Below are 11514 nucleotides of genomic sequence, written 5' to 3' on the forward strand. Positions count from 1 at the left end.
CTCCTGAGAGAGCTGTTGCGTAGTCACAGAGGATGACCATGCTGTGACATGGTTGAATTTTGGTTGATATCGGATAAATAGTTACGTCCGGAATCCGTGGTGCTGCTTCCTCGCGCTCGCGGCCGCCACCCTGATCCGCCTGATCGGCACGCGCTGCAGCGCGCTGTGGGCCAGGCGCGGCAGCCACATCATGAGCCGGACCGTGGTGCCGGTGGGGCCGGTGTGGAAGCTGGCGCCGTCGCACAGGGTGCGGATGAGGTAGATGCCCCGGCCGGTGTAGGCGATGTCGGGCGGGCGCCGGTGCTGGTCGACGTACTCGTCAGGGATGCCCGAGCCCTCGTCGCTGGTCTCCGAGTGGAGCATCCGGTCACCCGTCCACAGCGTGAAGTGGCCGCGCCCGCCGCCGTGCTCCACGGCGTTGATGACGCTCTCGTGCACGGCGAGGACGTAGTCCTCCAGCCGCGCGCCACTCAGCCCACAGTCCGCCGCCCGCTCCGCCACGGACTGGCGTAGCCCGGTCACTTCATCGAGGGTGAAGGACTGGGCCAGCAGGGTGCGCATGACAAGCTCCTCGTATCCGTCGGGGGTATGACCAGGTCGACGCTCCGGCCTCGCTCAGGACCCATGACAACCCTTCGCCCTGCCCGTCGCTCCAGGCATTACACCGTCAACCGGCATTCCCCCAGGAAACAGCCTGGGTTTCCCTCGATCATCCTGTGGCCAGGAGCGAGCTCCCTTCGTGCTACGCAGGCGGTTTCCAGGGTCGGTCAACTCACCCGATGAGCGGGCGGATCGGGGCACCTCCCGTGGATCCGAGAGCCAGCAAAAAGGCACTTTACACTCTCCGTATTCGATGAGTAACTATTGGTGGCGGACGCTTTACAGAAGGAGCCCATCAGCATGGCGGTCGGCGGATGGCAAGACCCCGTGGGACCTCGCATCGATAAACGGCTCAATGGATTCCTGGACGACTGGCGCGCGCCTGTGTCCGATCCGGACGTGGCCGCGGCGTACGAGCTGCTCACGAGCTTCATCCTCAGCGGCGGCAAGCGGATCCGCCCGCAGCTGTGCTACTGGGGGTGGCGGGGGGCCGGTGGCGACGACTGCGAGGAGATCATCAGCGCGGCGGCCGCGCTCGAGCTCTGCCACGCCGGGCTGCTCATCCACGACGACATCATGGACGGCAGCGATATGCGCCGGGGCCGCGCGACGATCCACCGCAGCCTGGCCGACCTGCACGAGGGGCCGGGCGCCGAGGCGTTCGGCCAGGCGGGCGGGATCCTGCTCGGCGCGCTCAGCCTGGCCTGGTCGGACGCGCTGCTGTCGTCGTGCGGTGTGGAGCCGGCCCGGCTGCACGGCGCCCATCACGTGTTCGACGCCATGCGCACCGAGGTCATCAGCGGCCAATACCTCGACATCCTCGGCCAGCTCCGAGCGGGGGCCTCGGTGTCGGCGGCGCTGACGGTGATCCGCTTCAAGACCGCCAAGTACACCGTCGAGCGCCCCCTGCAGATCGGCGGCGCCCTGGCCGGCGCGGATCCCGACCTGCTCGACTCCTACTCGCGCTTCGGCCTGCCGATCGGCGAGGCGTTCCAGCTCCGCGACGACGTGCTCGGCACGTTCGGCTCCTCGGCCGACACCGGCAAGTCGGCGCTCGACGACATGCGCGAGGGCAAGCAGACGGTCCTGTTCGCACATGCCCTGCGCCGGGCGACGCCCGCGCAGCTCTCCTACCTGCGCAGCTGGCACGGCAACCAGGAGCTGACGGAGGAGCGGGCGGCGGAGCTGCGCGAGATCCTGCTCGACACCGGCGCGCTGGCCGAGGTCGAGGACATGATCGACGAGCGGGTACGCGAGGCCGCCAAGGCGCTGGAGTCGGCGCCCATCACTTCCGAGGCGCGCGACGCGCTGGCCGTGCTGGCCGGCCAGCTCGCGCACCGGGACCGGTAGGAGCGAACATCATGGGACGAGTACTTCTGGCGGCTCCGCGCGGCTATTGCGCGGGCGTGGAACGTGCCATCGACACCGTCGAGGAGACCCTCAGACGCTACGGACCGCCCGTCTACGTGCGCAAACAGATCGTGCACAACACCTATGTGGTCGACGACCTCAGCGGCCGGGGCGCGATCTTCGTCGACGATACTGGCCTGGCTGGCCGCCCGCGGCTACGCCGACGTGGAGCCGGTGACGCTGACCGAGGAGACCCTGGTCTTCTCTCTTCCCCCCGAACTCCGCTCCCTCACGGAACTCCGCTCCTCTCGAGACCCCGGCTAGCAAACCCTCTAAAGATTGGTGGTGCACGATGACCGAAACGACCGAGTCGACCGAGGCCAACGGCCAGCAGCTCAGCCTCAGCACCGATGCCGCCAAGAACCTGGCGACGACCACGAAGACCGCCCCGCAGATGCAGGAGATCACCTCCCGCTGGCTGCTCAAGCTGTTGCCGTGGGTGCAGACCTCCGGTGGCGTCTTCCGGGTCAACCGCCGGCTGACCTACACCCTGGGCGACGGTCGCATCACGTTCACCACCAGTGGCGCGGACGTGCGCGTCATCCCGGCGGAGCTCACCGAGCTGCATCAGCTGCGCGGTTTCAGCGACGGCGAGGTCCTGCAGTCTCTCGCCGACGGGTTCAGCCAGCGCGAGTACGAGCCGGGAGAGGAGATCGTCCGCGAGGGCGCTCCCCTCGACCAGCTGGTCCTGATCGCCCATGGCCGGGTGGCCAAGACCGGCCGCGGCGCGTACGACGACGAGCAGAACCTCGGCGTGCTGGCCGACGGTGACCACTTCGGCGAGGAACTGCTGGGCGAGCCGGGCCAGTGGGCGTTCACGGCGAAGGCCAAGACCGCCTGCACCGTGCTCACGCTCTCGCGGCAGAACCTTCAGGCGGTCCTCGACCGGTCCCCCGCGCTCCGCGCCCACCTGCGCAGCACGCGGGACGTGGAAGGACGGGCCCAGAACGCCTACGGCGAGGCGGCGATCGAGCTGGCCTCCGGACACAACGGCGAGCCCGTGCTGCCCGGCACGTTCGTCGACTACGAACTCAGCCCCCGCGAGTACGAACTGAGCGTCGCCCAGACCGTCCTCCGGGTCCACAGCAGGGTCTCCGACCTGTACAACCAGCCGATGAACCAGCTCGACCAGCAACTCCGGCTGACCGTCGAGGCACTACGCGAACGCCAGGAGCACGAGCTGATCAACAGCCGCGACTTCGGGCTGCTGCACAACGCCGATCTCAGTCAGCGCATCCGCACCCGCGGCGGCGCTCCCACGCCCGACGATCTCGACGACCTGCTGGCCACGGTCTGGAAGGAGCCCGCCTTCTTCCTCGCGCACCCGCAGGCCATCGCGGCCATCGGCAGGGAGTGCAGCAAGCGCGGCATCTATCCGCAGGCCAGCGAGGTCAACGGGCACCGCATCCCGGCCTGGCGCGGGGTGCCGATCTTCCCGTGCAACAAGATCCCGATCACCGGCGCCCGGACGACCTCCATCTTGCTCATGCGCACCGGGCACGAGAACCAGGGTGTTGTCGGCCTGCACCAGACCGGCATCCCCGACGAATACCAGCCCAGCCTGTCGGTGCGTTTCATGAACATCAATGAGAAAGCCGTCATCTCCTATCTGGTCACTGCCTATTTCTCCGCGGCCGTACTCGTGCCCGACGCGCTCGGCATCCTCGAAGACGTCGCACTCGGCAGCTGAGCGCGGATCGGTTCACCCGGCCCAATGATTGGCGGTGTTTCGGTTGACGGAATTGGACCAGCGGGACTCAAGGCAGAGCCTGGGCACGGAGGCGGCACGCCGGCTCGCCACCACGACCAAGACTGCCCCGCAGATGCGGGAGATCTCTTCACGCTGGCTGCTGCGGGCGCTTCCGTGGGTACAGACCGCAGCCGGCACCTACCGGGTGAACCGCCGGCTCACCTATCAGGTCGGCGGCGGCCGGGTCAGCTTCGCCCGCGCCGGCGCCATGACGCGGGTGATCCCGCCCAGCCTGACCGAGCTGCCGCTGCTGCACGGGTTCGACGGCGACCCGCTGCTCGACACCCTGGCGGGAGAGTTCGAGCAGCGGGAATACGCGCGGGGCGAGACGATCGTGCAGGAGGGCCGCCCGGCCGACGTCCTCCTGCTCCTCGCGCACGGCAAGGCCGACAAGCTGCAGACCGGCCCGTACGGCACCAGCGTCCTGCGGGAGACGCTGGCGGACGGCGATCACACGGGCCACGATCTACCCGGCCGGGAGGACCGGTGGGCGTACACGCTCAGGGCCGCCACCGCCTGCACGGTGCTGGTCCTGCCCTGGGTGGTGATCCGCGCGCTGATGCCGGTCTCGCCGACGTTGCGCGCGCAGATCGAGGCGCATCAGGCCCGGCGGGCCCGGCCGCAGAACAAGCACGGCGAGGCGGCGATCGAGCTGGCCTCCGGACACAACGGCGAGCCCGTGCTGCCCGGCACGTTCGTCGACTACGAACTCAGCCCCCGCGAGTACGAACTGAGCGTCGCCCAGACCGTCCTCCGGGTCCACAGCAGGGTCTCCGACCTGTACAACCAGCCGATGAACCAGCTCGACCAGCAACTCCGGCTGAGCATCGAGGCACTACGCGAACGCCAGGAGCACGAACTGGTCACCAACCGGGACTTCGGGCTGCTGCACAACGTCGATGCCCGGCAGCGGATCTCCACGTACGGCGGCCCGCCTACGCCCGACGATCTCGACGAACTGCTCAGCCGCAGGAAGAAGACCCGTTATTACCTCGCCCATCCCCGCGCCATCGCCGCCTTCGGCCGACAGTGCAACGCGCGCGGGGTCTACCCCGACCCCGTCCAGCTCGACGGCAGCAGGCTGACGGCCTGGCGCGGGGTGCCGATCCTGCCCTGTGACAAGATCCCGATCAGCCGCGAGGGCACCACCTCGATCTTCGCGTTCAGGACCGGCGAGGAGGACTCAGGGGTCGTCGGCCTGCACCAGACCGGCATCCCGGATGAGTACCAGCCGGGGCTCAGCGTCCGTCTGGCCGGCGTCGACGGGAAGGGGATCATGTCGTACCTGGTCAGTGCCTATTACTCGGCCGCGGTCCTGCTGCCCGACGCGCTGGGCATGCTCGAGAACGTCGAGGTGATGGGCTGATGACGCGTTCCGTCGATGGGCAGGGGATGGCCCAGCCATTCGAGCTGCCGGACTTCTACGTGCCGTATCCGGCCCGCCTCAACCCCCACGTCGAGGAGGCACGCACGCAGTCCAGGCAGTGGGCACGCGGCATGGGCATGCTGGAGGGCTCGGGCATCTGGGAGCAGGCCGACCTCGACGCCCACGACTACGCCCTGCTGTGCGGCTACACCCATCCCGACTGCGACGGCGCCGAGCTCTCGCTGATCACCGACTGGTACGTCTGGGTCTTCTTCTTCGACGACCACTTCCTGGAGGCCTTCAAGCGCGGCCACGACCGTGAGGGCGGCAAGCGCTACCTGGACCGGCTGCCCGCCTTCATGCCGATGGACCTGTCGTGCGCGATGCCGGAGCCGACCAACCCGGTCGAGGCGGGGCTGGCCGACCTGTGGGCCCGTACGGTCCCCGCCCGGTCGCTCGCCTGGCGGGAGCGCTTCGCCGAGAGCACCCGCAACCTGCTGAACGAGTCGCTCTGGGAGCTGTCCAACATCAACGCGGGCCGGGTGCCCAATCCGATCGAGTACATCGAGATGCGGCGCAAGGTCGGCGGGGCGCCATGGTCGGCCGGGCTGGTCGAGCACGCCGTGGGAGCCGAGGTCCCGGCGCGCATCGCCGGCTCCCGGCCGATGCGGGTGCTGCGTGACGCCTTCGCCGACGCGGTGCACCTGCGTAACGACCTGTTCTCCTACCAGCGGGAGACCCAGGACGAGGGCGAGCTGAGCAACGGCGTCCTCGTGCTGGAGAAGTTCCTCGGCTGCACCACGCAGGAGGCCGCCGACGCGGTCAACGACCTGCTCACCTCGCGGCTGCAGCAGTTCGAGCACACGGTGTTCACCGAGCTGGGCCCGCTCTTCGTCGAGCAGGGTCTCGACCCACTCTCCTGCGCGGGCGTGCTGGCCTACGTCAAGGGGCTGCAGGACTGGCAGTCGGGCGGCCACGAGTGGCACATGGCCTCCAGCCGCTACATGAACGAGCGCGCGACCCGCAGGCCGCTGGGTACGACCTCGATCGTCAATCTGCTCGGCGCGAAGCGGATCCGCAGCTTCACCCACGTCCCGCACACGCCCGTCGGCCCGTCGCGGATCCCCGACCTCTACATGCCGTTCAAGGTCGGCGGCTCGCCCCACCTGGAGGCCGCCCGCCTGAACCTGGTCGCCTGGGCGCGCGCGATGGGGATACTCGAAGCGCAGCCGGGCGTCACCGGCTCGGCCGTATGGGACGAGGAGAAGATCGTCGACTACGACCTGGCGCTGTGCGCCTCCGGGCTCCATCCCGATGGGACGCTGGAGGAGCTGGACCTGGCCTCGGCCTGGCTGGCGTGGGGAACGTACGGCGACGACTACTTCCCCGTCGTCTTCGGCCGATCCCGCAACCTGGCCGCCGCCCGCGCCACCGTCGACCGGTTCGGCGCCTTCATGCCGCTCGACGGCTCGGCTCCCCCGGCGCCGGTGACCGCGCTGGAGCGTGGCCTGTCCGATCTCTGGGCCCGTACTGCGGGGCCTATGAGCATGACCGCTCGGCGCGGGTTCCGCGCGGCCATCGAGGACATGTGCGCGTCCTGGCTGTGGGAACTGGACAACCAGCTGCTGAACCGGATGCCCGACCCCGTCGACTACATCGAGATGCGGCGGATGACCTTCGGCGCCGACCTGACCATGAGCCTGTGCCGCCTGGCCCGCGAGGAGGAGATCCCGGAGGAGATCCATCGGGCCGGGCCGATGATCTCGCTGAGGAACGCGGCCTCCGACTACGCCGGCCTGCTCAACGACGTCTTCTCGTACCAGAAGGAGGTCGAGTTCGAGGGTGAGCTGCACAACTGCGTGCTGGTCGTCCAGAACTTCTTCGACTGCGACTACCCGGCGGCGCTCGGCATCGTCTCCGACCTGATGACCTCCCGGATGAAGGAGTTCGAGCACGTCTTCGCGCACGAGTTCCCGGTCATGTACGACGACCACCGGCTGGACGAGGAGGCGCGCGCGGCCGTGAACGGCTACGTGGCGGAGCTGCGCGACTGGCTGGCGGGCATCCTCAGGTGGCACCGCGACTGCCGTCGCTATGACGAGGCGTCGCTACGCCGCCACCACCGGCCGCCGGAGTGGCGACTGGGCGGCCCGACGGGCCTGGGTACCTCGGCGGCCATGATCGTCTGACGCCCTGGTTTTTCAGGACCAGCCCAGCAGCTTCAGGATATGTCGCTGGAACGGCGTGAGGTTACGCAGGCGTATCCAGCGGTCGGCGGGGTCGAGCATCGGCATGGCCAGCACGCGCAGGCCCGACAGATCGACGAAGGTGAGCTCGCCGGTGTCGACGATGATGTGCGTCTCGCCCTCGCGGGCGGCGGCCAGGGTCCGGGCGAGGGCGCAGCTGTTGGTGATGTCGACCTCGCCACGCAGCGCCAGCGCCGGAACCTCGCACCTGGCCCGCTGGGAGATGCGCAGCTGGCCGTCCTCGTACAGCAGGCGCTCCGACGTTTCGGCCGCCTCGCCGTTCACGGTCATCGCACCCCCCAATCAGACCTCACGCATGGGGGTTGTCGTCGACACGAACCCGGTCTCACATTACACGAAGTATGTTTCACCACCTGATATGCACGAAAATATGGTGGTATTACAGCGAAGTCATGAACAATCCGGCCGCCGGATCTACCGTCGCCCCTGAGACACGCACCAGCGGCGACTGCGCGACAGCCTGGAGCGCCGAGCCGATGACCCGGCGCGTCGCGGCTGATCCAGAAACGCCCGGCGGACGCAATCACACAGCGCTGGAGCGCCCATCGGGGAAATTGATCAGCCCATTCACGCAGCCGAATAATTGCCGCGACAAAGGAATTGTCAACACACCTGCACAAACAACGGTGCGGCAAACTCAGCTCCGATAACCACTACTCCCGAGCTGAGCTTCCTATTCAAATCCCTTAGCACTTGATCACCATTAGCACTAAATGTCCGATCAGTCCGTATTTATCGGTGTATCACCGTGTGGACAAACTTCAGCTTGTAGCCATATGTGGGCCCCGCCTGGCTAAAGGGTGTTTTATCCCCAAAGGGAGCGAGGAACGCTCGTTGGAGTGAACGTGAAACGGGCTCTGCTGCTGACGGTCCTGGCCTGCGGCTCGCTCGCGACGCCGGACGTCGGCACCGCCACGGCCGGCGTCCGGCAGACATGCGAGAAGGGCACCAGGCGCTGCGCCCAGCCAGCGGCGACCGGCCGTACGACAGCCGGCCGCGAGGCGGCAGGTGGCGTCGCTGTGCGGGCCGCGCTGGGCATGCTCGGCGTCCCCTATTCGTGGGGCGGCGGCGGACCCCAGGGCCCCGGCTACGGCATCGGACACGGCAAGAAGACCAAGGGCTTCGACTGCTCGGGCCTCACGGAGTACGCCTGGGCGAGCGCGGGCGTGTCGATCGGCACGACGACGCACGAGCAGTGGCGGTCAGGGGCCAGGGTGCCCAAGAACCAGGTCGCGCCGGGGGACCTCGTCTTCTACGACAGCAAACCGCGACGCCAGGGACCAGAGCACGTGGGGCTGGCCGTGGACGGCACGCGAATCGTCGACGCTCCGTTCACCGGGGAGGTCGTCCGCCTCGACCCGCTGAACAAGCCGCATTTCATGGGGGTGGTCCGGCCCGGAACCGTCCGTCCCGACAGCACGCAGTCGAGTAGCGCGCATCCCATCAGCGGGCCTTCCGAGGGCGCGCGTTCCGCTAGGCGCGAGCAGTCCGCCAGGCACGGGCATTCCGGCGGCAGGCGGGGCCATTCCGCTAAGGGCGGGCGGAAGGGGAGCACCTCGCGACCCGGGTCGTGATCGCGATCGTGACCCGGGCCGCTCGGCGTTCCGTCTCGGTGCGCATCCGAGCGGATTCCGTGGCCTCGCGAGTATCCACGGAGATGGTTCAGGCGGATCGCACAAGTGTCGATCCGGCGGAAGGTGCGGCCGGCAGCCCTACGGCATGTGCTCGTGGAGCCGGGAGCGGACCCTCCCGCCTGTACGGCGATCGGTGTCAGTGGTTGTTCAGCAGGTTGACGTTGACGTCCTGCAGGTTCGCGGTGACCGGAACGTTGGTGTACTTGGCCGTGTCGCTCACCGCGGTGAGGTCGTCCAGGGTGCTGAGCTGGCTCAGCAGGGACGGACCGCCGTTGTAGGGGTTCGGGCCGACGTCGGCCGAAGCCGCAGAGACGCAGAAACCGAGAGCGGCGCCCGCGATGGCTGCACCGGCGAGAATGCGACGGATCATGTTTGTTTCCTCCGTTTGATGGGCGCGGAATTCCCGGCGCCTTAGTCGTTTGTGCAGGGCTGTGAAGGTGCCGCCAATAACAATCGCGGCAGCCGATCGATGTCGCAACCCAAAACGCCTGCTCGCGGTCAAGGAGTTACCTCGTTTTCTTGGTATTCCATTTTCCCCTCCCACCGGCCGGTGAAGGGCATATGCGCTTGCGTCGTACGCGGTCAAACGAGTTTCATTTATCCGCGCATCGAGAATGATTGGCTTATCGCGCGGGCCGGTTTAGCAAGGATCACCCCGGGCTTGGCACCACTACGCCGAACGGAGTAACGCGGTCGCCGCCCGTGGTAGGACGTCCGGGACGAATCCACCGGTCAGGATGGCCCGGAGTCCGCGAATCCGGAGGTGAACGGTGGTCGGGATAACGCATCGGGTCGCACAGCCGCGGGTACGCAAGGGCGTACTCGTCGTTCACGTCATCGCCTCGGTCGCGTTGCTCGGCGAGGTGTGGGGGCTCGTCGTGCTGAACACCGTGGCGACGGGTGCGATACGTCCATGGCAAAGCTGCGGGGGGCGGGTGCTGTAGAAAATGGCCATGAATGCTGATCTGCCGGAGCTCGTGCGGGTGGCCCATGAGCGGGCGGAAGAGGTCGGGTTCGACTACTCCTGCGATCCGGACGTCGGGCAGTTGCTCGCCGTGCTGGCCGCCCGGGTGCCGGAAGGTGGCCGGATCCTGGAGATCGGCACCGGGCTAGGCGCGCGGGTCGGGTGGCTGGTCAGCGGGCTCGGGCCGAGGACCGACGTCACGGTGACGACGATCGAGAGCGACCCCGAACGGGCCGGGCTCGCCGCTCAGGGCTGGCCGGAGTTCGTCGACCCGCGCGTCGGCGACGCGGCGGTCGAGCTGGCGCACGGCTCCGGCGTCATCCTGGCCACGGCCCGCTGAACCGTCCCAAGACGGCTACGCGCGCGGCGGTTCGCTCAGTCGCTCCAGGGCGGCGGAGAGCCGCTGGAGCGCCTCCAGGCTTTCGCGCGTCGCCGCAGGCCCCAGCTCGGCCAGCAGCCGGTCGGCGAGGTCCTGGTGGCCTGGGACGATCTGGCCGATCGCCGCCCGCCCGTCCGGCGTCAGCCGCAGCAGCTTGGCCCTGCGGTGCGCGGGATTGGGCTGGTATTCGGCGAGCCCCTTCTCGACCATCAGGTCGGCGATCCGCTGCACGCCCTGGCGGGTCATGCCCATCACCCTGGCGATGCCGGCGACGGGCAGCGGGTCGTGCACGATCGCGCCGAGCACCTGCCACCAGGCCGCCGTCAGCCCCACGGGCCTGGCCAGCCCCTCGGCGACCTCCATGAACTGGCCGTTGAGCCGGAAGGCGGTCAGCGCGGTCGCCGCCAGCAGCTCGCTCGCCTCGCTCATGCCGCCATCAGCGCCTCAAAGGTGGCCGAGAGCGGCCCACTCGCCTCGCTCATGCCGCCATCAGCACCTCGAAGGCCGACGCGTCGCTCTTGGCGAACAGTCTGAACCAGGCGTCGAGGACCTTCGGCTCGTAGACGTCGAGGCGGCGGAAGGCCTCGCGGGCGAACGCCACCGGCTCCGTGGGCCCCGCCGTGATGAGGTCGCCGCCCGTGACCGCGTCGGCCTCGATGTAGCGGCCCGAGCCGGCATAGCCGTCCTGCGCCTCCAGATAGTGCACGGCGGCACTGGTGTGGTCACGGTCGTCGAGCAGCCCCTCGCGGGCGAGCCCCCCGGTGGCACCGCAGATCGCCGCCACCGGGACGCCCGCGTCGAGGAACTCCCTGGCCATGCGGGCGAACGGCGCGAGCTCGTCGCCCAGGTCCCACAGGTAGGCGCCGGGCAGGATCAGCAGCGCGCTGTCGGCCGGGGAGAGCTGGTCGAGCGCGAGGTCCGGGGTGACACGCGCGCCGCCCATCGTGGTGATCGCCTCGGTGCCGGGGCCGACCGTGACGACCTCGAAGCCCCCCGGGTCACGCTGGTAACGCCCGTTTCGGAGGTGGGCGGTCAGGTGACCGGTCTCCCAGTCGGCGAGCGTGTCGTAAACGGCGTGGTGAACGATGCGCTTCATGACAACATGCTGTCATTTTGACAGCATGTTGTCAACGCTGGAACGTGG

The 11514-nt window shown here is 68.5% G+C and carries 13 protein-coding genes and 1 pseudogene; 9 read left to right on the plus strand and 5 right to left on the minus strand.

What is annotated here, in order from left to right; all coding sequences use genetic code 11:
* Nucleotides 1–81: 81 nt before the first annotated feature.
* Entirely contained in the window at nucleotides 82–561 is a 480-nt protein-coding gene (locus LDL49_RS23040) for an ATP-binding protein (protein ID WP_225293204.1), read from the minus strand.
* A 339-nt stretch (nucleotides 562–900) separates the two neighbouring features.
* On the opposite strand from LDL49_RS23040, the gene LDL49_RS23045 reads away from it, so the two are divergent.
* The 6 genes and pseudogenes from LDL49_RS23045 to LDL49_RS23070 all read left to right on the plus strand — a co-directional run bounded on the left by LDL49_RS23045 (nucleotide 901) and on the right by LDL49_RS23070 (nucleotide 7315).
* Nucleotides 901–1950 (plus strand): polyprenyl synthetase family protein, encoded by a 1050-nt coding sequence (locus tag LDL49_RS23045; protein WP_225293205.1) that lies wholly within the window; start codon nucleotides 901–903, stop codon nucleotides 1948–1950.
* An 11-nt stretch (nucleotides 1951–1961) separates the two neighbouring features.
* Nucleotides 1962–2144, plus strand: a pseudogene (locus LDL49_RS23050) (4-hydroxy-3-methylbut-2-enyl diphosphate reductase); the annotation flags it as partial.
* Nucleotides 2095–2274 (plus strand): hypothetical protein, encoded by a 180-nt coding sequence (locus tag LDL49_RS23055; RefSeq protein WP_225293390.1) that lies wholly within the window; start codon nucleotides 2095–2097, stop codon nucleotides 2272–2274. The pseudogene LDL49_RS23050 and the gene LDL49_RS23055, both read left to right, overlap by 50 nt.
* 28 nt (nucleotides 2275–2302) lie before the next feature.
* The gene (locus LDL49_RS23060; protein WP_225293206.1) at nucleotides 2303–3700 is read left to right on the plus strand and encodes a family 2B encapsulin nanocompartment shell protein; all 1398 of its coding nucleotides are present in this window, start codon (nucleotides 2303–2305) and stop codon (nucleotides 3698–3700) included.
* Nucleotides 3701–3743: 43 nt separating this feature from the next.
* Nucleotides 3744–5126, plus strand: coding sequence for a family 2B encapsulin nanocompartment shell protein (locus tag LDL49_RS23065; protein WP_225293207.1), 1383 nt, complete (start codon nucleotides 3744–3746; stop codon nucleotides 5124–5126).
* Entirely contained in the window at nucleotides 5126–7315 is a 2190-nt protein-coding gene (locus LDL49_RS23070; protein WP_225293208.1) for a terpene synthase family protein, read from the plus strand. Before LDL49_RS23065 ends, LDL49_RS23070 begins: the two co-directional genes overlap by 1 nt.
* 12 nt (nucleotides 7316–7327) lie before the next feature.
* Here the strand turns inward: LDL49_RS23070 and LDL49_RS23075 are convergent, their stop codons facing one another.
* A complete protein-coding gene (locus LDL49_RS23075; RefSeq protein WP_225293209.1) occupies nucleotides 7328–7663 on the minus strand; it encodes an STAS domain-containing protein in 336 nt (111 codons plus the stop codon).
* 575 nt (nucleotides 7664–8238) lie between these two features.
* On the opposite strand from LDL49_RS23075, the gene LDL49_RS23080 reads away from it, so the two are divergent.
* Nucleotides 8239–8967 carry a C40 family peptidase gene (locus LDL49_RS23080; RefSeq protein ID WP_225293210.1) on the plus strand — a complete coding sequence of 243 codons (729 nt, stop codon included), beginning with the start codon at nucleotides 8239–8241 and terminating at the stop codon, nucleotides 8965–8967.
* Nucleotides 8968–9163: 196 nt separating this feature from the next.
* Here LDL49_RS23080 and LDL49_RS23085 read toward each other — a convergent pair whose 3' ends face one another.
* On the minus strand, nucleotides 9164–9397 hold the full coding sequence (locus LDL49_RS23085; protein ID WP_225293211.1) for a hypothetical protein: 234 nt from the start codon (nucleotides 9395–9397) through the stop codon (nucleotides 9164–9166).
* 400 nt (nucleotides 9398–9797) lie between these two features.
* Between LDL49_RS23085 and LDL49_RS23090 the strand changes: the two genes are divergently transcribed.
* Both LDL49_RS23090 and LDL49_RS23095 read left to right on the plus strand, forming a co-directional pair.
* Nucleotides 9798–9971, plus strand: a complete 174-nt coding sequence (locus LDL49_RS23090) for a hypothetical protein (protein WP_225293212.1) — start codon at nucleotides 9798–9800, stop codon at nucleotides 9969–9971.
* A 9-nt stretch (nucleotides 9972–9980) separates the two neighbouring features.
* On the plus strand, nucleotides 9981–10331 hold the full coding sequence (locus tag LDL49_RS23095) for an O-methyltransferase (RefSeq protein WP_225293213.1): 351 nt from the start codon (nucleotides 9981–9983) through the stop codon (nucleotides 10329–10331).
* A 15-nt stretch (nucleotides 10332–10346) separates the two neighbouring features.
* Here LDL49_RS23095 and LDL49_RS23100 read toward each other — a convergent pair whose 3' ends face one another.
* Together LDL49_RS23100 and LDL49_RS23105 are read right to left on the minus strand one after the other, a co-directional pair.
* Nucleotides 10347–10799, minus strand: coding sequence for a MarR family winged helix-turn-helix transcriptional regulator (locus tag LDL49_RS23100; RefSeq protein ID WP_225293214.1), 453 nt, complete (start codon nucleotides 10797–10799; stop codon nucleotides 10347–10349).
* A 49-nt stretch (nucleotides 10800–10848) separates the two neighbouring features.
* The gene (locus LDL49_RS23105; protein WP_225293215.1) at nucleotides 10849–11466 is read right to left on the minus strand and encodes a DJ-1/PfpI family protein; all 618 of its coding nucleotides are present in this window, start codon (nucleotides 11464–11466) and stop codon (nucleotides 10849–10851) included.
* Nucleotides 11467–11514: the final 48 nt, after the last annotated feature.

Origin of the sequence: Nonomuraea aurantiaca, from assembly GCF_020215705.1 — a bacterium.
GTDB classification, from domain to species: Bacteria; Actinomycetota; Actinomycetes; order Streptosporangiales; family Streptosporangiaceae; genus Nonomuraea; species Nonomuraea aurantiaca.